The organism is Runella limosa DSM 17973 (assembly GCF_000482465.1).
GTDB lineage: Bacteria > Bacteroidota > Bacteroidia > Cytophagales > Spirosomataceae > Runella > Runella limosa.
Genome location: NZ_KI519430.1, coordinates 34,337 through 60,064, shown reverse-complemented (window position 1 = coordinate 60,064; position 25,728 = coordinate 34,337). Strand labels below are relative to the sequence as shown.

At 44.8% G+C, this 25,728-nt stretch carries 20 protein-coding genes and 1 riboswitch; of the genes, 4 read left to right on the top strand and 16 right to left on the bottom strand.

Going from position 1 to position 25,728, the window contains the following annotated elements; genetic code table 11:
- Window positions 1–10 precede the first annotated feature (10 nt).
- The 16 genes from K339_RS0129960 to truA all read right to left on the bottom strand — a co-directional run bounded on the left by K339_RS0129960 (window position 11) and on the right by truA (window position 18,264).
- Window positions 11–2,338 (bottom strand): TonB-dependent receptor, encoded by a 2,328-nt coding sequence (locus K339_RS0129960; RefSeq protein WP_028526890.1) that lies wholly within the window; start codon window positions 2,336–2,338, stop codon window positions 11–13.
- Window positions 2,339–2,802: 464 nt separating this feature from the next.
- Window positions 2,803–3,900 (bottom strand): DUF5074 domain-containing protein, encoded by a 1,098-nt coding sequence (locus K339_RS0129955; RefSeq protein WP_028526889.1) that lies wholly within the window; start codon window positions 3,898–3,900, stop codon window positions 2,803–2,805.
- 4 nt (window positions 3,901–3,904) lie between these two features.
- Window positions 3,905–5,851 carry a TonB-dependent receptor plug domain-containing protein gene (locus K339_RS0129950; protein WP_037302288.1) on the bottom strand — a complete coding sequence of 649 codons (1,947 nt, stop codon included), beginning with the start codon at window positions 5,849–5,851 and terminating at the stop codon, window positions 3,905–3,907.
- A 58-nt stretch (window positions 5,852–5,909) separates the two neighbouring features.
- Window positions 5,910–6,112, bottom strand: a riboswitch (cobalamin riboswitch).
- A 37-nt stretch (window positions 6,113–6,149) separates the two neighbouring features.
- The gene (locus K339_RS37365; RefSeq protein ID WP_157607804.1) at window positions 6,150–6,371 is read right to left on the bottom strand and encodes a hypothetical protein; all 222 of its coding nucleotides are present in this window, start codon (window positions 6,369–6,371) and stop codon (window positions 6,150–6,152) included.
- Window positions 6,372–6,378: 7 nt separating this feature from the next.
- A complete protein-coding gene (locus tag K339_RS0129945) occupies window positions 6,379–6,714 on the bottom strand; it encodes a hypothetical protein (protein WP_028526887.1) in 336 nt (111 codons plus the stop codon).
- A 69-nt stretch (window positions 6,715–6,783) separates the two neighbouring features.
- Window positions 6,784–7,122, bottom strand: coding sequence for a DUF6686 family protein (locus K339_RS0129940; RefSeq protein ID WP_028526886.1), 339 nt, complete (start codon window positions 7,120–7,122; stop codon window positions 6,784–6,786).
- Between the two features lie 53 nt (window positions 7,123–7,175).
- Window positions 7,176–8,330, bottom strand: coding sequence for a PepSY-associated TM helix domain-containing protein (locus tag K339_RS0129935; RefSeq protein ID WP_028526885.1), 1,155 nt, complete (start codon window positions 8,328–8,330; stop codon window positions 7,176–7,178).
- Between the two features lie 67 nt (window positions 8,331–8,397).
- A complete protein-coding gene (locus K339_RS38065) occupies window positions 8,398–8,997 on the bottom strand; it encodes a TonB-dependent siderophore receptor (RefSeq protein ID WP_262506093.1) in 600 nt (199 codons plus the stop codon).
- Window positions 8,916–10,763: a TonB-dependent receptor domain-containing protein gene (locus K339_RS35330; RefSeq protein ID WP_262506092.1), complete on the bottom strand. Its 1,848-nt coding sequence runs from the start codon at window positions 10,761–10,763 to the stop codon at window positions 8,916–8,918. Before K339_RS35330 ends, K339_RS38065 begins: the two co-directional genes overlap by 82 nt.
- 159 nt (window positions 10,764–10,922) lie before the next feature.
- Window positions 10,923–12,299, bottom strand: coding sequence for an HmuY family protein (locus K339_RS0129925; protein WP_028526884.1), 1,377 nt, complete (start codon window positions 12,297–12,299; stop codon window positions 10,923–10,925).
- A 151-nt stretch (window positions 12,300–12,450) separates the two neighbouring features.
- Window positions 12,451–14,718 (bottom strand): TonB-dependent receptor, encoded by a 2,268-nt coding sequence (locus tag K339_RS0129920; protein WP_028526883.1) that lies wholly within the window; start codon window positions 14,716–14,718, stop codon window positions 12,451–12,453.
- Window positions 14,719–14,726: 8 nt separating this feature from the next.
- Window positions 14,727–15,296 (bottom strand): PepSY-associated TM helix domain-containing protein, encoded by a 570-nt coding sequence (locus K339_RS0129915; protein WP_028526882.1) that lies wholly within the window; start codon window positions 15,294–15,296, stop codon window positions 14,727–14,729.
- 6 nt (window positions 15,297–15,302) lie between these two features.
- Entirely contained in the window at window positions 15,303–16,238 is a 936-nt protein-coding gene (locus K339_RS0129910) for a sirohydrochlorin chelatase (protein ID WP_028526881.1), read from the bottom strand.
- 38 nt (window positions 16,239–16,276) lie between these two features.
- Window positions 16,277–16,759, bottom strand: coding sequence for a Fur family transcriptional regulator (locus tag K339_RS0129905; protein WP_028526880.1), 483 nt, complete (start codon window positions 16,757–16,759; stop codon window positions 16,277–16,279).
- A 146-nt stretch (window positions 16,760–16,905) separates the two neighbouring features.
- Window positions 16,906–17,502 carry a nucleotidyltransferase family protein gene (locus K339_RS0129900; RefSeq protein ID WP_028526879.1) on the bottom strand — a complete coding sequence of 199 codons (597 nt, stop codon included), beginning with the start codon at window positions 17,500–17,502 and terminating at the stop codon, window positions 16,906–16,908.
- 12 nt (window positions 17,503–17,514) lie between these two features.
- A complete protein-coding gene (truA, locus tag K339_RS0129895) occupies window positions 17,515–18,264 on the bottom strand; it encodes a tRNA pseudouridine(38-40) synthase TruA (RefSeq protein WP_028526878.1) in 750 nt (249 codons plus the stop codon).
- Between the two features lie 150 nt (window positions 18,265–18,414).
- Between truA and K339_RS0129890 the strand changes: the two genes are divergently transcribed.
- From K339_RS0129890 to K339_RS0129875, 4 genes are all read left to right on the top strand, one after another.
- A complete protein-coding gene (locus K339_RS0129890) occupies window positions 18,415–20,712 on the top strand; it encodes a peptidylprolyl isomerase (RefSeq protein ID WP_028526877.1) in 2,298 nt (765 codons plus the stop codon).
- A gap of 19 nt (window positions 20,713–20,731) precedes the next feature.
- Window positions 20,732–22,099 (top strand): peptidylprolyl isomerase, encoded by a 1,368-nt coding sequence (locus K339_RS0129885; RefSeq protein WP_028526876.1) that lies wholly within the window; start codon window positions 20,732–20,734, stop codon window positions 22,097–22,099.
- A gap of 46 nt (window positions 22,100–22,145) precedes the next feature.
- On the top strand, window positions 22,146–23,108 hold the full coding sequence (locus tag K339_RS0129880; RefSeq protein WP_028526875.1) for an AAA family ATPase: 963 nt from the start codon (window positions 22,146–22,148) through the stop codon (window positions 23,106–23,108).
- A gap of 195 nt (window positions 23,109–23,303) precedes the next feature.
- Window positions 23,304–25,574, top strand: a complete 2,271-nt coding sequence (locus K339_RS0129875; protein ID WP_028526874.1) for an NADP-dependent malic enzyme — start codon at window positions 23,304–23,306, stop codon at window positions 25,572–25,574.
- The last annotated feature ends 154 nt before the right edge of the window (window positions 25,575–25,728 follow it).

Sequence of the window (25,728 nt, the reverse complement as noted above, 5' to 3'; positions counted from 1 at the left end):
TTGAAAAAAATTATGATTTGAAAGAATTAAAGAAATAGCGTAGGTTCATGTAGAAGCCGCGCCCAGGTTTTTGAAGACTAAAATTGTCATACAGGCGCTTGTCGGTGATGTTTCGTACCTCCACCCCGATGTTGTATCGGCCATTTTTGAGGCTATAAACCGCGTTCAAGTCGTGACTGAGCTGTTGGGGAATGCTGAGTTTGTCACCCCCACGACTGGGCCAGTACAACCAAAAAGCATGGACATAAAGGAGGTTATAGCCGATGTTAAGTACACTTCCTTTTTGGCCAATATCTCGCAGTGTCACCGACGCATCCGCATTGCCAAAAAAGTAGGGAATGTTGGGCATTTGGTCTTTGTACACGGGGCTTACAATCAGGTTGCCGTTGCTGTCAAACACGTACTGTTGGCGGTTTTCCAACTGCTGATACGTAAGCGTTGCTCCAGCCGATAAGAATTTTTTGTACGAGTACCGAAGCTCGCCTTCCCCGCCCATGGTAAAGACACCTTCGAGGTTATCGAGTACCAAAGCTGATTGATTTTGGTTGAATCGAGAATAAATGTAGTTATCAGAATACCGATAAATAGCGTTGGCATTTACCAAGAAACGGTGGTCTTCTTGTGCCGTAAAACTATACCCAAACCCTACATTTATATTTCGACTTTGTTCTGGTTTAAGTGAGAGATTGCCCTGCACTAATTCCACATCACCAAACAGCTCGTTGGCTTCGGGTAGGCGGTTGGCTTGTTCATACGATGCCTTTAACTGCAATTTAGGCGTTAAGAAATAGCTAGTAGCCAAGCCATAGCCAAGTTTGTTGAAGGTAGCCTGACCTGGTGTTTTTTGCAGCAAGTATTTTCCAAAAACAGAGGCACTCCAGCGATCTTTGACATCGTAAGTATAGCCTACACCCAGTACATTTTTGTTGAGACGTGGGCGTACTTGTCCTTGGGTAAAGCTCTCGTTGAAAGCATCGGTGCCTTTTCGATAAAAAGTGCTGAAGGCGTTGCTCAAGGCAATTGCTTGGTGTTCAGATATTTTGTAGTTAACTGTGGCAGACACCAACCCATTGTTGTTGCCGTATTTCGACAGGCTTCTACCTCTTCCTTCGCCATTGGGGTTGGGTTTTGAGTTTCCGTACCAGTCAAATCGCGCTGAGAGGGTATCAATGTTTTGTTCTTTTCCAAGGTTGTAATTGGCATTGATGGCTACATCGAGCCCCTTGATTAGGTCAGTTTTGCGATATTTCAACGTCGGCATCACAATGTTGCCGCGTCGGTGCCAGCCACCAAAAACCGCTACCATTCGGGCTCCCGTCTGTAATTCTTTGTAGTTTTTTCCGAGGGTAAGTCCCAAGAGCAGTTGGTCGGCATATTTTTTCCCTACCACACCCACGCTGGCAATCACCGTTTCGTTGTGGTAATTGTCGTGAAATCGTCTGACGACGGCGTTGGCTTTGTAGGCACCTGTATAAATATCGGCAGCATCCACCGTTACTTTATAGTCGTTGTCCGAATAGTTTTGAAACGCATTTAGCCGTACTGTAAAACCATTTTTAGCCGTAAAAGCGGCATTTACGACACTGCGATGCGTATTGAATGAGCCGAAGGAATAGGAGGCATCCACGTAATTTCGGAATCGGTTGCCCGTAACGATGTTAATGGCTCCTCCTAGCGCATCAGACCCCAACCAAATCGGAACTACCCCTTTATACACCTCAAGCCGTTCGGCGATATTGATTGGAATGTTGTTGATTTGAAACGAAGAACCGAAGTTATCCATAGGAACCCCATCAATGAAATAACGGATGCGGTTGCCTGAAAAACCGTTGAGAGAAAGACTAAAATTGGAGCCTACACCGCCTGACTCGCGAACCCGAACGCCCGAAACCCTGTCTAAGGCACTGCTGAGGTCAAGGGTAGAGTTATAAAGCTGTTTGGCGTCAACAGCCGTGACGTTGAAAGATTGCCGATTTACTTCCTGCACTTCCGTACGCCCGACCACCGTAACGGTGTTAAGTTCAATCGTGTTGTCGTCCAGAACCACATCGAGCATACTCTCTTTCCCTTCTTTGACCTCTATTTTCTTTTCCGCCGTCTTAAAACCTACACCACTGTAAATGAGGGTGTAATTCCCTGATTTTACATTTGAAAACAGATATTCTCCGCGCTGATTGGAAGTTGTTACCTTGGCGAGCCCAGTGAGCTTAATGGTAATGGAAGGAATCGGAGAACCACCAGAATCTTTGATTACTCCTCGGATAAGCCCTGTTCGCTGGGCTTGGGAAACGAAAGTTATAGCAGTTAGATAGGCCAGTAAAAGTTTTTTAATATCCATTGAAAATGGTATGTTTTGTAGTTAAATTAATTTAAACTAAATCTAAATAAATGTTCAAAAAAATACCTTCGCTCGACTATTCTTAGGAATTGTTTATTTAGTTTGACAAAATTGGCCGCAACGCTAGGTTGAACGCATTAAAACAAAAGCCACTCTTTATTGCTCCCAAGGAGCAAAATCTTCGTAGAGAGAATGAATCAGGTCAGAACCAAAGCCCTATCGGGTTGATTTCATTGCAAAGCTATTTATTTATTTGGACTTTGTCTAAATAAAAATAAATTTAATCAAAAAAAAATTAGAGATAGACTGTCGTTTATCTCTAATAGGCATATTGTTGTACTATTCCAAGTTTTGTTGGTTCACTTATAGACGTCGAAGCTATTTCAGTTTTATCACTTTCGGGGATAGTAGCGTAGGTTTAACGTATTGAGGTATTTTGGCTGTCAATAGTGGGTTGTTATTCGTTACTTTTTGAAGAAAAACTTGCTAGGGCCAATTTCGGCCTTTACCGAATCAATGAGGGTGCCGTTGGCTTTGTAGCGGAAAACGTAACCTGCTTGTTTGTAAGAAGGAACTAACCCTGCGTACAAATCGCCCGTTTGTGGGTCAACGGCCAAGCCACCACTAAATAGGCGATTGATAAAAGGGGTTTTGGCTTCAATGGCGGTACTTGTCGTACTGAAACTGTAGGTTTCACCTTTTTGAGCGTAGCCATCTGCGGCATCATAAAACGAGAATGTATAGTAAATTGTCGCTTTGTCGGCACTCAGAACAAACGAACTTGGCGATTTTGAGGCGTTAGAAGCAGTGATTTTAAGCTTACTTTCTACGGTTTTTGAGCTGGTATTGATTTTTTGAAGCTCGCCGCCCGCATATACCCAAAGTTTGCTGCTTGCGTCCATGCCAATGATGCTTGGATTGCGGCCTACTTCAATCGTTTGTTTTACAGCATCAGCTGTTACGTCAATGACGGTTAGGACGGTTTTGTTTGAACCTGTATTACCAACATACACTTCATTGCCGACCAATGCCAACGATTCGGCACCGTTTTGGACGGCGATTTTTTTCACAATCTTGTTCGTTGTCAAATCCAAAACCGCGATGTAGCCTGGGTTTTTGTAAAAATTAGAAAAATCGCCCGTGGCATCCCACGCACTGACGTACGCTTTTGTTTCGGAAACTTTGATAACAGTGCGCGGATTTTCAATTTCGGCAGAAGGAATCGTCGCTACAGTTTTAAAGGTGCGGGCGTTTACGATTTCGATGGCATCTTTGCCCGCCGTCGAATTATCGACCAAAATAATGCCTTTGTCATTTACTTCGGCGTAGCCACTCAAGCCCCCCGAAATAGAACGCATGTTTTCTTTTTGAAAAATATCAGTAACTGTAGTTTGACCAGTGCGTTGAATCAAGCTAAGTGTTCCGTTATTGTCCGAGAAGTTTCCACTGTTGACAACAATCACCCCTGTGTCGTAGGGTTGTAAAGGTTCGGTTTCGTTTTTTTCACAAGAAGCAAGAAGACTTACCGTCAAGAGCGCAACTAAAATGGAGTTGATTTTCATGAATTTATTTTTTTTGATTGAAAATGAAAATGACATTGAACGATACCGAGCGCATTGGCATCGCGTTTTTTTTGAGATTGGGGTATAGCGTGTTGGTAAGATTATTTCCCTGCAACTGAAAATGAAGCCGATGTTGCTTGAGCTTGTACTGGTAAGTTGCCCAAGCGTTCATCAAGTAATAACCTGGGAAAGGCCGCCCCGAATGGTCAAAGGTGATATAACGTGCGGAGTTATAGAGTTGCTGAACAGTAAACGACCAAGCACCTGAGGTGACACCCAACGTGCCGCTGAGACTGTGCCGAGGTACGTAAATCAACTGTTTGCCCAAAATGTCTTGGGTATATGGGCCATAAGCTTTTTGCTGGGAAGAATGCGTCAAGGCATATTGAAACTGTGCCGTTGCTTCCCAAGCAGCGGTGATGACCCGATGGCTGGTTTCGATTTCAATGCCTTTGGCGAGGACTTGTTGTAAATTTTCGACTTTATAATTTTTATCAGGATTCCAATACGTCCAATTGTCAATCAAATTGTGAAAAGCATTGATGCTGTATTGCTGATGGAAGTGTTCAGAGGTACGCCGTTTCCAAACGACACCGACTTCTTTGTTAAATCCAACTTCGGGCTGGAGTGCTGGGTTTCCGAGGTTGACCCAATAACGTTCGTTGAGGGTCGGAACTCGGTAACTGTAGGCGATATTGGTGGTAAGGTTGAGGCGGTCGGTGGGGGAGCTAAAAACGCGGTAATCAATACCAAGCGACGGCGTAAAGGGTGGATTGTAGCCGCTCACCAGCGCCTGACGAAGGTTGAGCGAACTAGAAAACCGCAGACTGTGCTGGTACCTGAGCAATAGATAAAAGTCGGCACGGTTTTCGGTTTTTAGTGCTTTCCCATACCCATCCACTTGGGCCGCATAGTGGGTAACTTCCGAACCAACTTTGAGGTTTGTTCCTCTTTCACAGCTTTTAATCCACGAAAAATCATGCTCGACCCGAAATAAATATCGGTCAATGTCGGTATGACTAGGGTTCGTATTATCAGCCCTTCCGTAGTCCAGTACATCGTTGATATAAGCGGCCCTCAGTAGGGTTTTACCAACATTGTACGACAACACATACCGCTGCGCTTTGGTTTGGGTAATCTCTCTCAGGCTCAGGTTGTTGGGTTGAATAGTGAGGTTGTTGTCGGTAACCCAGGCGTTTAGACTGAACAAATTTCCGTTGGAATGAAGGGCGTAAATATCCTGAACAAACCCTTTTTGGAGCGTTTGCATGGGTTCAACGGGGTACTGAGCTCCCTTTCTATTTTGAATGGGGTCATTGCCAAAGTCGTTGCGAATGTCTGCTCCGTAGAAAAGTGTTTTTCCTGATATTTTCCAATTTTTAGCTACTGGATAATAAAACCGAACACCTGCTTGTCCTGCATAATTTTTAGAGCTTTCGGCACTTACACCCGCGATGGCTTGAAGCCCTGTTTGGTTAAACTTAGGAACTGAGCGAAGTAAAATACTTCCACCAACGGCGTCGGTACCTACGCAACTCGCTGCCGAACCGTATTGAATCGTCATCTCGTCAAAACCGCTCATCGGAAGGGTTGAAAAATCTGACTGACCCAAAGAAGGGAAATTGATATTTACCCCATTCCATAAGACGGCCGTGTGACTGGATGAGGTACCTCGAAACGAAATCGTGGCAAGCTGACCCGCTCCGTAGCTTTTGAAGGCGATGGGTGACTGAAATTGGAGGAAATTGGCGAGGGTTGTAAAGCGATTTTGCGCAAGTTGCGTGGAGTCAATGTCTTTGACTTTTTGTCCAATCATAAATCGCTCGGGTTTTACCCCCGTGACCGTTACCTCACAGAGTGTTTGCTCTTTTTGGGAATAACAGTTGGGACTGAATCCTGCCAAAGCAATACCAAGCACAGAGACGAGTACAGTAGAAGTACGTCTGACCATTTTTTGAAAATAAGTATGAAAAAAAGCACTCAACTGTTCTCATCCTCCGTAAGAACACAATTAAGGATAATCAATGGCAGGTCTCCTGGCTTGTTTCTTGTTTTCAGACCTTCCCGCCCAAAAGGGCAGTGGCAAAGTAGAGTGAAAACAAACGAACGAAACTTACAGTTGCGGGGACAGCGTCGGCATTGCACCGACTTCCCTATTAAGCTTGGGTCAAAAAGGGTATTTTTGACTAGCACCATAAACTGGGGGCAAAAGTAGTAAAAAAAAGGGATTCCTAAAATCCCTTTTTACGTCAGCGGCTACGAAGCATCTCGCAACGAACACCCTCTTGGGTCAGGGCTTGGATAATTTCATCGGGTTGTAAGTCGTCCGTTTTTATGGTCAGGATATGGTTTATCTCCACTAAATCAACGCTAAAGTGGCAATATTTCCCCCGAAGGCACTCCAAACCACAGGCCGCTTTCAAGAGCCGAAAGGGACAGTCGATGTTGGTGCGGAAGTGCAACGTTTTCATGGCAGTGTTAATTATTGGGAAGGGTGGCAATCATTTTTTCCAGTTGGAGTTTGGCATACGCAAAGTCCAATAACTCACCTAGATAATAAAGGTCGTTGAGTGAGACCGTGACACAACTTTGCTCACTTAGTTGGAGAAAAGGAATGTTGCGCAACTTGGGGTCGATGCCCATCGCTAAATGATGAGCATAGCAGCCATGGGTATCTTGAACGAGTTTGTAAAATTCGTTGATACTGCGGCTGAAGACCAAAATGCCAAAGCCAATAGTGATTTGTTTGCAGTGGATACACTGAAGCACATAGCCCAGTTTGTCGTCTAAGTGAAGCGTTTTAAATTCACACATGCTTGTAAGTGAGTTATATTTTAAATATTAATTTAGACTAATTATAAATAAATAAACAAAAAAATAGCCTTAATTATTGCCCGAATAACCTGAATTTATCAATATTTCATTGGCATCTGATAAAAGTAGGGCTTCGGTGATCATGTCGATGAGTTCATTTATTTCGGCATCCGTAAAAACCAAATAGTAATTACTCATGGGAGTTTGAACAATGATTTCTTTGCCGTGGGAGGTGTAAAATGGTTTGATACCGATTTTGTCACGTAAAATTTCGGAGAAACTACGTAGTTCCGCTTTAGAAAAGATAAAGAGGGAGTTATTGAAGCTGACGTTGAAACGTTGGCAACAATCGCAAAAACCAACATAGCCGTTGGTGCGTTCAGATAAGGTTTGTGTTTGATGATTCATGGTTGTTGTTGGTTTAAAGTTGGCTGGTTGCTCACAACCAGCCAACCAATGGTTTAAATAGCTTCTACTTTTGCTGATTTTATGGCTGTTCTTTCTTTCTTTTTTCTTCGTCCCCACCAAATCATAAAGCCCGTAACGGGCAAACTGGTGGCTACGACAGAAAGTAAAAACGCCAGTACTTTTCCCGCAAAACCCAAGATGCCTCCCGTGTGAATATCGTAGGTCATTCGGATGAGTTTATCGGCGACATTGGCGTCTTTTAATCGGCCATAGACGTGGTCAACTGAGATTTCTTTTAGGGTATATTGGTCAAAATAGCGGTAGTCAATGCTCCAAAAGACGCCATCTTTTTTATTTACATTGGCTCCAATCGACGCTGAATCCGACTCAACAGCGTGAACTTCGAGCGAAACGGCGTCGGGATGCTCGACTTTCATTTTTTCCCAAATCAAATCCGTGACGGGTTTGTTGAAGTTGGTTGGGATGGGTTTTTGAGAAACGGGCTCGGTGAACAATAGATTTTTTTCGCCACCCGTGGCATTATAGATAAGGTAAGTAAACCATTGGATACCAAAAAATATACCCGTCACTGCGATAATGAGTAGCAAAAATGAGCTATAAAACCCTAAAATATTGTGCAAATCATAGTTTTTGCGTTTCCATTGCGTCGCGTCTTTCCAACGGAACCAGAAGCGTTGTTTGGCCGCTGCTTTGTTTTTTGGCCACCAGAGTACGATGCCTGTAATGAGCAAAAACACAAAAATGAGGGTAGCGTAAGATGTAATGGGTTGCCCAATTTCGGGAGGAAGCCACAGGTAATAGTGCCCATCTAATACCCAATGGAAGAAAGTTTCTTCCATGTTTTGAACATGAATCACTTCGGCCGTATAAGGATTGTGGTAAACAATATAGTAGTGTTCATTGGGGGCAAAATCAAAAAAAATAGCTTCGACACTTCGGCCTTTGGCTGGGTAATTGATGGCATGTAAATGGCCTTTGGGTAAAGTTTTACGGGCCACTGCCTCAAAAGTAGAAGGAGGAAGAATAGCTTTGTTTTCCACTTTTGAAAAGCGAAAGTCTTGAAGCGCATCCTGAATTTCTTGCTGAAAGGCGTACAAGCAGCCCGTAAGGCTCACCACAAACACTACAAGCCCCGACAATAGCCCGAGCCAGAGGTGAATGAAGCCAATGATTTTTTTGAAGTTCATTTGTCGATAATTTACGTCATAATAAAATAGTGTTCCACCTCCCTTTGCGGGTGGAACACTGAAAAACCTAAAACTTATAGTTGATGCTCAAACGCGCATTGCGTAGGGCTTCTACTTGTGAGTAATAGCTTGAACTCCAAGGGTAATAGGCACCTCCCGTGATGAGGTACTTATTGAAAATGTTGTTTACGTTTAAAGCAATCCCAAACTTGTTCAATTGGTACGAAATAGCACCATCAAAGCGCGTATAGTTGGGCATAGATGGATCAACGTCGGGGTTGTAAATTCCGTACCAGTTGGTACGTCCGCTGGTATTCTGAACGCCGAATGAAAGTCCTAATCCAGCTGCTTTTCCTGATTGTACTCGGTAACTCAGCCACGCGTTGGCAATGTGCTTGTCGGTGCCAGGTACTTGCTTGTTGACTTGTTTGTTATCAGTGTCTTTGGTGATTTTGGCGTCAGTAAGGGCATAATTCATCGTAATGTCTAAGCCCGATACAATTTGCCCACGGAGGTCAAGCTCAATTCCTTGCGTTTGGGTTTGGCCCAATTGAATCGAGAAAAACTGATGATTAGGATCTGCCGTTAACACGTTGTTTTTGGTGATTCGATAGACACTTGCTGAGGCATTCCAGCGGCCATCGAGCCATTCTTTTTTGATTCCCACTTCTTTGTTGTTGCCAACGATAGGATCAAATTTTTCCCTTCAAACGTACCTCCCGCTTGTGGAATAAACGATTCATCATACACCGCATATACGCTCGTGCTTTTGTTGATAGAATAACTAAGTCCAAAACGTGGCGTAAACTTGCCCGATTTTACCGTGCCAGAATAGGGGTCAATGTCGTTGGTTGAGGTGTAGCGGCCTGCCAACGTAACGCGAAGTTTGTCGTTGGCCAAACGAATTTCATCTTGGGCGTATAGGGCAGTATAAACATTGTTGTAATGAACACCACGCTCACGGATGCCCAAACTACGGTCGTAAACGGCGTAATTTTTGGCGGGGATTTGTCCATAAACAGGCTTATAAACGTTCAAATCTCCCACAATTCCTCCTTGGCTCCAATCGTGGTAAAAGTCTTTATTACCCATGTCAATTCCTGCCAATATGCGGTGTTTAATGCCTCCCGTTTGTACATCACCGTTGACAAAAAACTGCCCTACTTTGGTTTGCCCCAAAATATCCCAAATACTGGAAGTTCGCTTTAAAGTGTCGCCACTAAATCCTGATGCCCAGAGGCTTTCACCTACTTGGTCATAATGTAAATACGCTACCTGACCCGTAAACTTCCAGTTGGCATTGATGCTGTGCGAAAGGGTGATAAAAATCGACTGGTCTTTGATGTTTGTGGTTCTCATGTTAGGCTCTAGCATCGTAAAATCATGCGGCAAGTCGCTGATTCCTTTGGGAGAAAAAGCGTATGCCGAACCAATTGGAGACATACCGACTCCCTGAAGCGTATATTCGGCCGTGAGAGAGGTGGTAGGGTTGATTTGAAACTTAATGACGGGAGCAATTGACACACGGTTGTTGAATTCGTAATTGCGGTGTGTGCCTTTCATTTGTCCCATCAAATTGAGACGGTACAGAACTTTCCCATCTTTACTGAGTTTCCCATCAAAATCCATTGAACTACGGTACGTTCCAAAACTTCCGACAGTCATGGTAGCTTCGGCTTTGGTCATACCCGTTGGCTTTTTGGTCACTACATTGTAAAAACCGCTTGGTTCGCCGCTGGCCAACATAAACCCTGCTGGGCCTTTGACAATCTCAATGCGCTCTACCATGCTCATGTCTTCGGTAAGTGGCCCCCAAACTTCAGTGACGTTCATTCCGTTTCGGAAAGCGGCAATTCTTGACCCGCGCATCGAGATACGCGCGTAGGTTTCCCAGTGTTCGGAGCGGGCGGCACCGCTGACATTACGCGTCACACCCTCCGACATATCAAAAATTTGTTGGTCTTTCAACGTTTGGGCTGTCACTACCTGAATATTTTGCGGAAGTTCCAACAAAGGCGTTTTAAGTCGCAGTGAGATGGATGGATAATCGGAAACGTATTTGCTTGGATTGGCCGTAACCAGCACTTCCTGAAGCTGTTGGCTGTTGGCGGTTAGTTCCAAGTTTTCTTCCAGTACTTGTCCTGCGGCAAGGGTGATTTTTTTGGTAAGGGGAGTTAAGCCAACAAAACTTGCTTGCAGGGTATAATTGCCAGGTTTGATGTTGGTCAACTCATACTTACCTTCATCATCAGCGACAACACCTTTAGAAGTGCCTTTCAAAATGACGTTCACAAACTCGGCAGCCTTGCCGTCGGTAGTAGTCACGCGGCCTTTGATGGTGGCGTTTTGTGACCAAGCAATGGTGCTTATCAATAAAAAAGCAAGAACTAATCTTGAGGTAAAATGTAATTTGGAGGAAAGAGAAATTTTCATTTTAAGTGGTTAATTAATTAAAATTCAACAAAGAAGTCAGACGATAGTCAGACTGGTTAGGTGCTGTGAGCGGGTTATAAAGCCAAGGTGAATAGTCAGTGGGGGATTTTTTGGGTCTGACTATCGTCTGACCCAAAAAATATCGTCAGACCCGAAAGCCTATTTTTTCTTCACTAATGTGTATTCGATGACAGGTTTGCCGCGCTCTCCGCCATCACTGGCCAAGCCCATGCTGATGAAGCGTAATTTGTAATAATTGCCTGCGGGGTCTTTCACGACGTAAAAACGGTCTTTGCGAATGCCAGCCGTAGTGCCAGGCGCCGTAGAGCGCCATTTGCTTCCGATAGCGTCGCGGGTTTTGAGGAAGGTCTGACCTGTAAGGTTGCTTTCAGCAAATGCTTCGTAAGTCACGGCAGAGGTAAGAACTTCGGCAGCTTCGGCTCCTGCGGCGTAGTTGAGTGAAATGAAATCTTGGAACCAGTACGGCGTAGCAGGAACAGTTCCCGCATTGGAAGTGCTGTAGCCCCACTGAATGTCCCAGCTGGCTTTACGAGGCTCGGCGCTTACCAATTTAGCCGTTTCGAGCGATAAGAAAGAGAAGTTGTAATCACCGTTTTTGGGTACGTCAATCGTCTGAATGGTGGTTTCTCCAATGCGGGCAAACTGTACTTTATAGCCTTCTCCATTGCGGTTTACTTTTACTTTGTACCACTGATTTTTGGCTTTACTTCCTTCAAAACTCACCAAATACACTTTGTTTTGGGATTCAGTAGCTGATACTTCGGCAAAGGATGTTTTGGTTAAATCACCGTCCCAATAATCACACAAGGCCAACGAACCTTCGGCACCTGGCGCAAAATTCAAGTCTAATACAGAAGCCGTGTCGGCTAAGGTAACGGCCGTAATGTCGGTTTTGGTCGTGGCAGCGGCAGAGGTTTGATAGCTGTGGTTGAGAATGACACGAAACTGTCCACCTTGGTAAAAGCCTAAATTCCAGCTTTTTCGGGCGGAAAGGGTGGCGGAGTTGGCACTCAAGTCCGTATAAACGTTATTGAAATAGTTTGATTCTGTCGTTTTTCCTGACAACGTCAGCTGGCTGCCCGTGGAGGTAATGGCCGCAAAGCTCAGTTTAAGTTCGGTGTTTAGTCCCATCAAAACGGGTGTACCTACCGACGTGATTTTGAGGGTCAAGCTTTCGTCACCGTTTAAAAATACGTTGGCTTTCTTTTTTACTTTGATCGTAATGCCCAACTGCCCCGCAGGAATCGTTGCTGAAATGACGTTATTACTCGCCGCAGGTTCGGTCGTAAATTCTTTGTCGTAAGTCAACAACGTAGGCGTAAGTTGAATACTTACAGGAACGGCCGCATCGGCAGCGCGGCTGAGGGCAATCTGAATACTGGCTTCTTCGCCGTCAAGCCCTTGGGTGGTGGTGGCAAATGACGCGAGGTTGTCGGGTAATTCTACTTTTTGTTCACAAGCAGTAAAAGCCCAAATGCTGGTGGTAACGAATAAGGTGCAGAGTATTTTTTTCATTGAATTGAAAGTTTAAGTGGCAAGCCACTGAGATTGGTTAATTTGAGCGGAATCATGTTAGAAGCAAATAAGAGTCTCCCAAAACTCCAGCCTAAAGGCGTGGGGTTAGTGTATGATTGAATCAAGGAACAGACAAAAGATATACTCGAACTCATTTTGACAATTGGGCGGTTAGTCCCACAAAAAATGACCTACCATACGCCATGGGAACTGCGCCCCCTGAGTTATGCCCTGAGCCTGCATTGACGGCAGAATTGGCCAAGCGAGTGACGTTGAAGAGATTTTTTATCCCTCCTACAAGCGTATAGTTTTTGAAAAAGACTTTGTTTAACGTAACATCGGCCATGTGAAAAGCAGCTGTTTCGGCAAGATTAGCGATGGTGCCATTCTCGGTAGTAACTGCCTGATAGGTGGGTAGTTTTCCCGTGTATTTGTAATAAAAACTTAGGCTGGTGGCTATTTTTGGAACCGTATAGCGGAGGTTGGTATTGACCTCGCTGGACCAAACAAAAGCTGGAGACGAAATCGATTCGGAAACGCTGTTGTAACGACCAATGTGTGAGAAGCCAAGACTACCTTGCAAGTTTTTCCAGAAAAGCGTGTTGTTGAACGTGAACCCTGTAGTTTTGAAGGTGTCAATGTTCAAATAAGTCGAAATTGTCGGGTCACTAGGGGCAGCGCCAATCGAAATCAGGTTGTTGAAATGATTGTAAAAACCTCCCAAGGTGCTGTTGAGTCGTAGCGTTGGTTTTTCAAGAATTTGGTACGACAAGAAAGCATTGAAATTATCAGAGTGTTCGGCTTTTAGGTTGGTATTGCCCCTGATGGAGTGACTTGCGTCAGAAAAAGTAAAGTATAATTCGCGCAAAGCGGGTGAACGAAAGCCTCGGGCGTATGCCAACCGTAGGTCAAGTCCATCGGCCAAAATAAATTTGGTATTGATGGATGGAATGATGGGCGGGGCATCATACACCGAATTTTTGAGGAACCGAAGCCCTGGACGAACGTTGATTCTTTGGCCAAATTTGAACTCCGATGACACAAAATAAGCAAACTCATTGATGTGTGGCGTGCCTTGGATGCGTTCTCCTGTACTGGAATTGAGGTTCATCTCAAACCCATGTTGGAGCGAAACTTGATTCGAAAATCGATGTTGTGCCGTGAGGCGCGCAAACGTAGTTTTGAACGTTGACTTGTCTTGGGAGCCATTCAAGTTAAGCGTTCTACGTTCGCGAACTAGATCATAGTCAGTGGTTTCGGTTTGGCGACTGTAATCCGTAAACGAAACGGCAGCGGTCAGCCCTGTTTTATCACTGACTCGGTACTCGCCTTGCGCCTGATGAAACCAGCGGTAGGTGACATAAAATTGGTCAGTAGCCGATAGGTTTTTGGTTTGGGTATTGATGTAAGTATCGCCCAGACTTTTGAGGGTTTCGGATGTACCATTGAAACGATACCAAACATTTATTTTCTGGGTTCGGTACGCGATTCCCGCCGTTGAAAGGTACTGCTCTTTGGGCAACCATTCTTTTTTGCGACCTGTATTAGCTCCTTGCCATCCTCCAAAGAAGTTGCGTGAAAAATTGCCCGACAGCTGCCAGCCTTTCTTTTGCCAAGCCACGCCCAAAAATTCATTGTGCGTGCCCTCGCCAGCAAAGGGTTGGTAATCGCGCCCCGTTGTTTCTTCTTGCACGCGGGCGGTTAGGGTCAAATTGGCCTTTTCTTCGCCTTTTTTGGTGATGATGTTAATAACCCCAGCCAAGGCGTCGGAACCATAAGTCACTGACATGGGGCCTTCGACAATCTCAATGCGGTCGATGATATTGATGTCAATTTGTCCCAAACTCTCGCGGGTAGAACCACGGTCAATCATCGGGACGCCGTCCAGCAATATTTTTACATTTTGCCCCGACATTCCCATCAGTTGTACATCGGTCGTTCCTAAAGTCAGGTCGTTAGAAAAACGCATTCCGAGTTCAGTATTCAGTACGGTTTGGACGTTGGTTGCTCCACGCAGGCGAATTTGTTCGTTAGAAATAGTACGGATTTGATAGACCGAATTTCGCACTGACTGCGGGCCAAACTGACCAGTGACCACAACCGCATCCAGTTGATTGGCCGAAGGAGTCAACGTAATTTCGCCCAAAAAGACGGAGTTGTTTTCGACCGTAATTTCTTTTTGAACTGTAGCAAATCCCACAAAGCGAATACTAATCGTATGTTTTCCTTGGGGTAGCGCAAGTTCAAATTGCCCTTTGGCATCCGTCACCGTTCCCCAAGAAGTAGCAGGAACGACCACGGTGGCACCCGCAATATTGCCCGAGGCGTCTTTTACTGTCCCCGTTACTTTTGCTTTGGGAATTTGACAAAATGCTGACGCATTGATCCACCAAAAAAGCCCAACCAATAGGTATTTCATGGAATTTCTCATTTGAATGAAAGTAACACGACGAAAAGAAGGATAGGGGCAAAACCAGCGGCAATGAGCCATTTTCCACGCCCACCGAGCCCATGTTTACCTTTCAGGATAAAAAGCCCTGTCAACGTTATCAAAATGAGCAAAACCGCAAAGACATCGGAAGCCCATTTCCAGCCGTGGAGGCTATTGCGGTGAATGGCGTTGACTTCGTAAAAAAGCGGGCGCTTGGAAATGTGCTCGTACAGTCCTTTTCGGGTTGTGAAGTTGAGGTGCAACGAGGCATCTTTGTAATAAATTTTGAGCTGGTCTTTGGTGGGAGAGTCCACAAATTTGTGGCGACTTTCCCCCACCATTTTAGCAAACTCAGCAATTTCTTTTTCACCAATTTTGCCCATCTGGTAGTTGGCAGGAAGAACCAACTCACGTTTTGTTAAAATAAAATCAGGATTCCAATCATCGACGTGATTCAGCGCAATGCCCGACAAACAATAGACAATAATCAAAGCCGAAAAAAAATAGCCTAAATCACGGTGCGTGGCAATGTTGAGCCTCCGAAGCGCTTTTTTTGACCAATCCATTGTCACTTAGCTTTTTTTGATTTTACCCACAAACTCATTGGCGACGGCAATAACCCAATGCTGAATGTCAGGGTCGGGGAGGATGGCATCGGGCTTGTAAGAAACCTTTTTTTCACTGTTAGCCACTTTTTCGATGCCACCTCCGATGATTTTAAGCTGAAAGTCTTCGTCGTGCGCAACCAACACAGGAATGACGACGGCTTTCTCTTTTTTCTTTAAGACTTCATTGACTGCCTTGGTAGTTTCGGCAGGGTTGTAGTGAGCAATGTGCCCGCACCAGCCGTGGCTATGTTCGCTGATGCCAATTTCTTGTTTTACGTGCGTGGCAACTTGGTTAAACAACTCTGTCCATTCCTTGTCGTAGGTTTCGTCGCCGTAGCCGATCAATACAAGTCCTTCGTGGGGAGCGTCTTTTGAAAGTTCTTTTGCCCTCCGCAATACGTTTCTTTTTAATACGTCGGTAAAGTCTAAGTTGGGAGTGATATGGATGGCTAATTTGGGAACGTAGCGCTCAATTTTCTCCAGTTTCAGGGCTTCCATCGACGCTTTATCTTCTTTTTGCCCCATAATGGTCGGCAGGTCTTCAAAAGTGTGCGGGCTCACAGTCAAGAAAATTGGAACCACGACTACATCGGTAAATCCCTCTTTATCAAACTCTTTGAGACGCGTCGCAATCGACGGCTCGGTGTATTCCATGAAAGCGGTTTTAATGCCTTTAACATCGCCAGATGCCAATACAGAATCGGTTACATTTTTTTCTAAACGTACCAATTCATTGCGCCAAGTCTCCGAACGAGAGCCGTGATTGACCAACAACACTCCAATTTTCTTTGCAGAAGTAGCGGTTTCGTTTGATTCTTTATCGCTGGTTGAACAGGCTTGAAGAAAGAGTACCAGTGCCGCAATGACACCCAATGTCCATGTGAGAGGAAATGATTTCATTTTAATTTAAACTAATTATAAATAGTGGCGCAAAAAAATTAATTCACATTCTTGGTAATTCGGTTTTTGCAAAGCTCTTCAGTACAATGGCCGTAAAGCACCAAAGAGTGATAAGCGATGTCGGTAGAAAACCAATCGCTGACGGTTTTTTCGATCGTATGAATCCGTGGGTCACAAAACTCTTTGACAAAACCACAATCCAAACAAAGAATATGGTCGTGTTGACCGCTTCCGACAGTACGTTCGTAGTGGGAGGCGGCTTGTCCGCCAAACTGATGTTTTTTGATGAGCCCAGCTTCCACAAATAATTCTAAGGTATTATAAACGGTTGCCATGCTCAGATGAAACCCCTTTTGAATGAGGGTTTCGCGTAACTCACTGGCATCAAAGTGATGGTGATCGTTTGTTGCATAAATTTCCTCTAAAATGGTGTAACGCTCTTGGGTACGGCGATACCCTTTTACTTCTAAAAATTGATTTAGACGGAGCGTAACTGCTTCAATGTGAGGATTCTTATTCATCTTATGCAAGGCTTACTTTGAGTTTACGACGGCAGTAATTTTATTTAGATTAATTCTAATTTTTTGCAAACATACGTATTTGTTTAGAATAAATCCAAATTAAAATCAAAGAATTGAATACTGATTTTTGTCAGTATGTTTTAAAATTAGCGAAGACCATCCAGAAACGCTTGGTACTCGTCGGGCGTATCGAGGTCGATGCTGCCAGCCTCAAACTGGAGAATATGCGCTTCGTCTAGGTGTTTCATCAGCACAGGCTTGGCACCTTTGTCGCCTTTAAGGTCTAAAAGCTCCTCAAAAAGGGTACGGTCAAATAACGCAGGCACGCCCAATTCTTCGCCATAACGGCAGGCAATGAGGCGAGGTTTTTTGGTTGTATAAATTTCGACCATTCGTTCTAGCAGCGAAACCGAAAGGTAAGGCTGGTCGCAAACAAGAATGATGACGGCTTCGACTTCTTTGTAGGTCATATAAACCCCTGCGAGTCCTATTTTTACCGAAGACGACATGCCTTCGTGCCACATAGGGTTGTCGATGATGGTGAGGGGCAAGTCAACAATTTCGGGGGCAATTTGCGGTTTATTAGCACCAATGACCATCACCACGGGGTAGCAGTCGGTAGCGAGGGCAATTTCGGCTGTGCGATGGATTAGGCTTTTGCCCTCAATTTGGAGTAACTGTTTTGGAGAACCCATCCGTTTTGATTCTCCTGCGGCGAGGATGATAATACCTATTTTATTCAAGGGAAGTGTAAGTTAGTTCAAAAGTTCGTTCCATTCGTAGCCTACTTCAGTCAAAAAAAGCCCGCAAGCAGGTGCCTGAGCGGCGGCATTTTTACGGTTTTTGGAAATAATAATTTGCTCAAATTTTTCAATACTCATTCGGCCACGTCCTACTTCAAGCAGTGTTCCTACAATGGCGCGCACCATGCCACGCAAAAAACGATTGGCTTTGATGTGAAAAGTGATGCCCAAGGCGGTCGGTTCCCAGTAGGCAAAGGCAATCTGGCAAATGAATGTCTTTACGTCGGTGTGTATTTTGCTAAAGCACTCAAAATCTTCGTATTGTAAAAGAAGTTTTGCCGCTTCGTTCATTTTTTGTACATCCAAAATAGGCCGATAGGTGTGTGCCAAATCTACCAAAAATGGATTGCGCTGATAGATGATTCGGTACTGATAGCAACGGTGCGTCGCCGCAAACCTCGAATGAACATCGTCTTTGACCAAGGTGAGGTTTTTAACCGCAATGGAGTTAGGCAAGACACTGTTGAGGCCGTGGATAAGTCGGTCGGGGGCGGGGAGGGGCTCGGGCACGTCAAAGTGGGCAAATTGTTGTTCGGCATGAACGCCCGCATCAGTGCGGCTGCTGCCAATAATTTCGAGTGGCTGCCGCAAAATAACCCCAAAAGCTCGTTCGAGTTCTTCCTGAATGGTGGGCGCGTTGGGTTGCTTTTGCCACCCGTGAAAGTCCGTCCCTCGGTAATTAAGTTCCAAAAAATAACGCATGGCGCAAAGATAAAGCGATTTCGGTTATAGAAAGGAGCTATTGACAAAACGAATGTTTGTTTAAACTTTCGGAAAGTTGGCGTAACTTTGCAAACTTCACAATAAATGAAGCTTGATTAGTGTTTAATTAATGAACCAAAAGAAGTTCAAATGAAGTATAGCTATTTCGTCGTCGCTGCGTTGATTCTTGGTATTACAGCCTGTACTACATCGAAACCTACCCCTCCACCGCCACCACCGTCCGAACCTACGATTCTGACCATTGGCGGAAAAAAAATTACAACCGATGAGTTTTTTCAGTCATTTACCAAAAACCAGTTTTCGGACGATACCACCAAGCCCACGGGCATTAGCGAATACCTACAGCTTTACACAAACCTTAAATTAAAAGTATTGGGCGCTCAAAGCGCAGGGCTTGATACAGCGGCCAGTTTTCGGGAAGAAATGGCTTCTTATCGCCAGCAACTTGCGCAGCCGTACTTGATGGACAAGGCGTTGGTGGATAATTTGGTGGCAGAGGCGTATGAACGTATGAAGCAAGAAGTTCGTATCTCGCACATTATGCTTCCTGTTTCGCCTGATGCTTTGCCTGCGGATACGCTGTCTGTGTATCGTGCCATCAGCGAACTTCGTGGACGCATCATTCAGAAAGAAATTGATTTTGAAAGTGCCGCCAAACAATATTCCAAAGACCCCATTTCAAGTCCAAAGGGGGGAGATTTAGAAAGTTATTTTCCTGTTTTTAAAACAATTTATCCGTTTGAAACAGCGGCTTTTACGCTGCCAGTTGGGCAAATTTCTAATCCTGTGCGTTCGCGGGCGGGTTATCACCTGATTAAAGTACTTGAACGCCGTCCTGCGCGGGGAAAAGTACAAGTGGCGCATATTTTGGTGAGCGTTAGTTCTAGCGCAACAGAAGCGGGAAAAATCGCAGCTAAAGCCAAGGCAGAAAAAGCGGCTGCCTTGCTTCAACAAGAAGCCTGGGAAATTGTGTGTCGTGATTATTCGGACGATGCCACTACCAAAAATGAAGGAGGCGTACTGCGCGAGTTTGGGCCAAGTGAAATGGTGCCTGAGTTTGAGAATACGGCATTTTCTTTGAAAAACGTGGGTGATATTTCGGCGCCGTTTCAATCAAATTATGGTTGGCATATTGTCAAATTGCTTTCCAAAAAGCCCATTGAATCATTTTCGGAAGCGGCTCCTCAAATTCGCCAAAAAGTAACCACCGATTCAAGAAGCGAAGTTATCCAACAAGCACTTATCAAAAAGTTAAGAGCTTCTTATAAAATAACGGAAGCTGAACCTATTCGTGAGGCTGCCCTTGCCAAATTTGATTCGTCTATCTTAAACGGTCAGTGGAAGTTTATCGAACCTCTCAGCGCAACGCTCGATAAAAAAGAGCTGTTTCGCATTGATAATGAGTCGTTTTTGGTAAATCAGTTTTTGGAATATGTTCGCGATTTTCAGCGACCTGCTGCGCCAAATTCGTCGCCGCTGGTGGTTGGACAACGTTACTATCGTACGTATTTGGAGAAAAAGCTGATTGAAGTCGAAGAGAAAAATTTGGACAAAAAATACCCTGAATTTAAAGCACTTGTGACGGAAATGAACGATGGTTTGTTGTTTTCTCAAACCATGGAGGCCAACGTTTGGCAGCCGTCATTGTCGGATACCCTCGGGCAGCGGAAACTTTGGGAGCAAAATAAACAGAAATACCAGTACCCCGAGCGCGCCCTGGCGACTATTTTGGTGTCGGATAGCGATTCACTCCTGAAACGCGCGCAAGAATCGCTGAAGTCTGCGCCTTATCAGCTGCGTAGGAAGGGGACAGACCTTATTTTTGATTCAAAATCGACGATATTGACCGAAAAACACCGCGAAGCGTTGGTTGATGTGGCAATGACATTGATGAACAACGAAAACTATGTGGTAGAGGTATCGTCGTTTGCAGGATCAGAAGAAGCCGACTCTGTGTCGGCGGCTCGCCTGAAAAATGCCATCAAGGCTTTGTCAGGTGATGGCGTATCGTTGACGCGAATTATTGAAAAAGACAATGGCAAGTATAAGCCTGTAGCTGCCGATACGCGCAACCGCCGCATTAGTTTTCAATATTTTAGCAGTTCTAAAAAAGACCTCGAAAAAGCGTTAAATGCCCAGAAGACAGGAGTAATTAGCATCACAGATGGTGCTTTTGCGAAAGGGGCCAATGCGTACTTAAATGCGGGTCGTTGGGAAGCTGGAATGCAACAAGTAAACGTAAATGGGAAAAAAGCCGTTATTAACATTGAAAAAATTGAACCCGCTCGTATCAAAACCTTTAACGAAGCGCGGGGAGCAGTGATAAATGATTTCCAAAAACAACTCGAAACAAATTGGCTTAATCAATTGCGCCAAAAATTTGGCGTACAAGTAAACGAAGAAGAATTGCGTAAACTGTCAAAATAAGCAGTCCATTTAGTATTATATGAAAAATACCCTCATTCAACGATTCAGTAGCCTTACCCTCGTATTGGTGTTTATTAGTTGCCTTTCGGGCTGGTCACAAGGGAAAAGTGTCAGTGTCAATAAAGTAATCGGAAAAGTAGATAACTACTACATCCTTCGCTCTGACCTTGAAAACCTTATTTTACAATACCAACAACAAAACCAACCTGCGCCCAATCAATGCCAAGCATTGGAAAGTTTGATTATCCGTAAAATGCTCCTCGCCAAAGCTGAAATTGACTCGGTTGAGGTGGAAGATAAGCAAATTGATAACCAAATTTCGGCACGGATGGAATACATGGCCAAACGCTTTGGTTCAGAAAAGAACATTGTGGAGGCTTATGGCAAAAGCATTGAGACGCTAAAAGCAGAGCTTCGCAGTGAAATCAAAGAAGAAATGCTTTCGGACAAAATGCAAAGCAAAATTACGGAAGCAATCAAAGTAACGCCGAGCGAGATTCGCAAGTTTTTTAATGCGATTCCAAAAGACAGTTTGCCGTTTATTCCTGCGGAGGTAGAAATTGGACAAATTGTGCGTTTTGCAAAAGTGACCAAGGCGCAAAAAGACGAACTTCGTAACAAGTTGTTGGATTTTAAGCAACGCGTTGAAAAAGGAGAAGATTTTTCTGGCTTGGCGTCGGCTTATTCAGAAGACATTGGTTCGGCACAACAAGGCGGAGATTTAGGATTTGCCAAGCGCGGGATGATGGTGCCAGAGTTTGAAGGAGCAGCGTTGAAACTCAAACCGAACGAAATCTCAGAACCGATAGAGTCAGAATTTGGCTTGCACTTGATTCAATTGCTCGAAATCCGTGGGGCAGAATACCACGCGCGTCACATTTTGTTGCGCCCTGATTATAACCGCATGGATTTGAGTGATCCACAGCGTGTTTTGGATAGCTTAAACCAAGTGATTAAAGCAGACACAACGGTTAAATTTGAAAGATTGGCCAAAGATTGGTCGGAAGACAAAAATACTGCCGACGCGGGAGGGCTCATCAAAGATGCACAATCGGGCGCGTCGCGCTTGCCATTGGATGCTTCGATGGATTATAACTTGTACATGATGTTGGATACCATGAAAGTTGGCACGATAAGTGCGCCATTGAACTACCGTACGGACGATGGTAAAACGGCCATGCGTATCGTCTATTATAAGAGTAAATCGGAGCCACACACGGCGAGTTTGAAGTTAGACTTTGAAAAACTTAACAACATTGTTTTGGCAAACAAAAAAACAAAGGCGGTGGATGAGTGGTTTAAAAAAGCAGTAGCTGACGTATTTATCAAAGTTGAACCTGAGTACCAAGGATGTCGAATATTCGGCATCAATCCCGACGACAATTGAAAAAATTAAATCCCCCATCTATTAACTCATAAACCCTTTAGATGAAATGAAGTTTAGTTCTGACGTTGCAGCTGCCGAAGCTTTGAAAGAATCCTATGAAAAACTCCGCACCGAGATTGGAAAAGTGATTGTAGGTCAAGATGAAACAGTACGTTTACTTTTGACGGCCATTTTTTGCCAAGGGCATTGTCTGCTTGTGGGGGTACCAGGGTTAGCAAAAACCCTGTTGATTCAGACAATTTCAAACGCACTTGATTTAAGTTTTAACCGTATTCAGTTTACGCCCGACTTGATGCCTTCTGATATTCTTGGATCAGAAACTTTGGACAACGAGCGTAACTTTCGTTTTGTGCGCGGACCCGTTTTTGCCAACATCATTTTGGCCGACGAAATTAACCGTACACCGCCCAAAACACAATCGGCGCTTTTGGAAGCGATGCAAGAATATTCGGTGACGGTTTCGGGTCAAAAACACGCATTGGGCCGCCCGTTCTTTGTGTTGGCTACGCAAAACCCCATCGAGCAAGAAGGAACGTATCCACTACCTGAAGCTCAATTGGACCGTTTTATGTTTATGGTAACGTTGGATTATCCTTCGTTCCAAGAAGAATTAAACATCGTAAAAGCAACCACTGCCGACAGCAGACCCACGGTAAACAAAGTAATCTCAGGGGCTGAAATTGAAGCATTCCAACACTTAGTTAGACGCGTACCTGTGGCAGATAACGTGGTGGAATACGCCGTAAAATTGGTTCACAAAACCCGCCCCAACGGAGAGTTTGCAAGTGCAGATACCAAGAGCTATTTGGAATGGGGAGCGGGCCCACGTGCGTCGCAAAACCTCATTTTGGCGGCAAAATGTAATGCCCTTATCAATGGTAAGTATTCACCTGACATTGAAGATGTGAAAGCAGTTGCGGCACCTATTTTACGCCACCGTATCGTTCGTAACTTTAGAGCCGAAGCCGAAGGCATTTCATCCAATGAAATCATTAAACGATTGGTCTAAATTTTATTAATAAATAGTCGTCATTTTGGCCGTCTATTCCCCATTTAGAGGAGAATAGACGGCTTTTTGTTTTCATGCCCTTGTGCTGTTCAGAAACTTATCGGGTAGGTTTATGACAAAAACTCGATTAATTAGTACGACAAATGATTTTCGTTCGTACCTTGCAACCCCAAAATCAACCTCCAATTAACCGTTATGCCTCCAAAAATTCGCAAAGAGGACGCGCTTTACTACCACTCGAAGGGCCGCCCTGGCAAAATTCAAGTTGTGCCAACGAAAGAGACCAACAACCAACTCGACTTGTCTTTGGCATATTCTCCTGGCGTTGCCGAACCCTGTATGGAGATTCACCGCAACGTCGAGGATGTCTATAAGTACACCGCCAAAGGTAACTTGGTAGCAGTTATTAGTAACGGAACCGCCGTGTTAGGCTTGGGTAATATTGGCCCAGAAGCTGGCAAACCCGTAATGGAAGGGAAGGGCCTTCTGTTTAAAATATATGCCGACATCGACGTGTTTGACATCGAACTTAACACCGAAAACGTGGACGAGTTTGTACGGACTGTCAAAATTATGGAGCCAACTTTCGGGGGGGTAAACCTTGAGGACATTAAGGCACCAGAGTGTTTTGAGATTGAACGTCGTCTCAAAGCCGAACTGAATATTCCTGTCATGCACGACGACCAACACGGTACGGCCATCATCAGTGCGGCTGCCTTGTTGAACGGCCTTGAAATCGTGGGCAAAAAAGTCGAAGATATTCGCATCGTTGTTTCGGGGGCGGGTGCTTCGGCAAGTTCGTGTACTAAATTGTACATGTCTTTGGGCGTTCGTCGCGAAAATGTCGATATGTTTGATAGCAAAGGGCATATCAATACCGCCCGTACGGACCTTGACGACCTTAAAAAAGAATTTGCTTCAGAGCGCCGTTTTGCTTCCCTTGCAGAAGCGATGATAGGAGCTGATTTGTTTTTAGGTTTGTCAAAAGCCAACGTTGTGTCGCAAGACATGGTACGTTCGATGGCCAAAGATCCGATGGTATTTGCGATGGCTAACCCTGATCCTGAAATTCCGTATCCTGATGCGGTAGAAGCCCGCGAGGACGTGATTATGGCCACAGGCCGCTCGGATTATCCCAACCAAGTAAATAACGTACTCGGATTTCCGTACATTTTCCGTGGCGCATTGGACGTACGCGCCAGCGAAATTAATGAAGAAATGAAGTTGGCCGCAGTACGCGCGTTGGCAGAATTGACTAAAAAGCCCGTACCAGACATTGTCAACCTAGCTTATAATACGACCAACTTGACGTTTGGGCGGGAGTACATCATTCCAAAACCCGTTGACCCGCGCTTACTAACCACCGTAGCGCCAGCAGTGGCCAAAGCAGCGATGGATAGCGGCGTTGCCAAAAGTCCGATTGCCGATTGGGATGCGTACGTTCAGCAGTTGGAAAAACGCCTTGGTCAAGATAATCAGATTTCACGCGTAATTATCAGTAAAGCCCGTAAAGCACCAAAACGCGTGGTATTTGCGGATGCTGAAAATGTGCAAGTACTCAAAGCGGCCCAACAAGTACGCGACGAGGGAATTGCGTTTCCTATTTTGCTTGGAAAAGAGGAGCGTATTCGTGCCATCATTGAAGCCAATAAGCTTGACATGGCCGATGTACCTGTAATTGACCCATATAGCTCCGAACAAGCGGAAAATATTGACCGCTATGCTGAAGCGTATTTCAAAAAACGCCAACGCAAAGGAGTCAATCTCATTGAAGCGCGGAAAATGATGTACTATCGTAGTTCGTTTGGGGCAATGATGGTGGAAATGGGCGAAGCTGATGCACTCATTTCTGGTTTGACCCGCAACTATCCCGACACGATTCGCCCTTCGCTCCAAATCATTGGAAAAGAACCAGGTGTGACAAAAGTAGCAGGGATGTACATTCTTCTGACGCGTCGTGGGCCATTGTTTTTGGCTGATACGACGGTGAATTTCAATCCGACGGTAGATGATGTCGTCGAAATTACGGAACTCACGGCACGGGCTGTTGAACGTTTTAATATCAAACCACGCATTGCGTTGCTCACTTATTCTAACTTTGGAAGCGCCAAAGGAGAAGATGCTGAAAAAATGAGCGCAGCCGTGGCAAAACTCCACGCCAAACACCCAGACATGATTGTGGACGGTGAAATGCAAGCGCACTTGCCTTTTGATACGGAACTATTGCGTACCAACCATCCTTTCTCAAAATTGGTGGACGACGGAGCAAATACGCTTATCTTCCCGAACCTTTCGGCGAGTAACATTGCCTATAACCTCCTCAAGGAAGTAGGTGAATACGAGGCGATTGGGCCGTTGTTGTTGGGCATGGGCAAACCCGTTTATGTCTTGCAGTTGGGTAGTTCGGTTCGTGAAATTGTCAACATGGTAGCCATCGCAGTAGTGGAGGCGCAGATGAAGGCGTAGGTTTTAAAGTGACGGCGGTTACTAATAACCGCCGTCAAGGTTTCTCAAAACCTTGTTCCCAGACTTTTTAGCGTTTTCTGTTTGAAACCCCAAACCCCAAACCTGATTTTTATCATAGTTTGAATAAGCAGCGGTAGCTAGATTTGGCTTCAAC

Coding starts and splice junctions, on each gene's coding strand:
- K339_RS0129885 (WP_028526876.1), top strand. CDS start 20,732: ATGAAAAATACCCTCATTCAACGATTCAGTAGCCTTACCCTCGTATTG.
- K339_RS0129920 (WP_028526883.1), bottom strand. CDS start 14,718: ATGAAATACCTATTGGTTGGGCTTTTTTGGTGGATCAATGCGTCAGCA.
- K339_RS0129945 (WP_028526887.1), bottom strand. CDS start 6,714: ATGTGTGAATTTAAAACGCTTCACTTAGACGACAAACTGGGCTATGTG.
- K339_RS0129890 (WP_028526877.1), top strand. CDS start 18,415: ATGAAGTATAGCTATTTCGTCGTCGCTGCGTTGATTCTTGGTATTACA.
- K339_RS0129905 (WP_028526880.1), bottom strand. CDS start 16,759: ATGAATAAGAATCCTCACATTGAAGCAGTTACGCTCCGTCTAAATCAA.
- K339_RS0129925 (WP_028526884.1), bottom strand. CDS start 12,299: ATGAAAAAAATACTCTGCACCTTATTCGTTACCACCAGCATTTGGGCT.
- K339_RS0129910 (WP_028526881.1), bottom strand. CDS start 16,238: ATGAAATCATTTCCTCTCACATGGACATTGGGTGTCATTGCGGCACTG.
- K339_RS0129915 (WP_028526882.1), bottom strand. CDS start 15,296: ATGGATTGGTCAAAAAAAGCGCTTCGGAGGCTCAACATTGCCACGCAC.
- K339_RS37365 (WP_157607804.1), bottom strand. CDS start 6,371: ATGAAAACGTTGCACTTCCGCACCAACATCGACTGTCCCTTTCGGCTC.
- truA (WP_028526878.1), bottom strand. CDS start 18,264: ATGCGTTATTTTTTGGAACTTAATTACCGAGGGACGGACTTTCACGGG.
- K339_RS0129880 (WP_028526875.1), top strand. CDS start 22,146: ATGAAGTTTAGTTCTGACGTTGCAGCTGCCGAAGCTTTGAAAGAATCC.
- K339_RS0129955 (WP_028526889.1), bottom strand. CDS start 3,900: ATGAAAATCAACTCCATTTTAGTTGCGCTCTTGACGGTAAGTCTTCTT.
- K339_RS0129935 (WP_028526885.1), bottom strand. CDS start 8,330: ATGAACTTCAAAAAAATCATTGGCTTCATTCACCTCTGGCTCGGGCTA.
- K339_RS0129875 (WP_028526874.1), top strand. CDS start 23,304: ATGCCTCCAAAAATTCGCAAAGAGGACGCGCTTTACTACCACTCGAAG.
- K339_RS35330 (WP_262506092.1), bottom strand. CDS start 10,763: ATGAAAATTTCTCTTTCCTCCAAATTACATTTTACCTCAAGATTAGTT.
- K339_RS0129960 (WP_028526890.1), bottom strand. CDS start 2,338: ATGGATATTAAAAAACTTTTACTGGCCTATCTAACTGCTATAACTTTC.
- K339_RS0129940 (WP_028526886.1), bottom strand. CDS start 7,122: ATGAATCATCAAACACAAACCTTATCTGAACGCACCAACGGCTATGTT.
- K339_RS0129950 (WP_037302288.1), bottom strand. CDS start 5,851: ATGGTCAGACGTACTTCTACTGTACTCGTCTCTGTGCTTGGTATTGCT.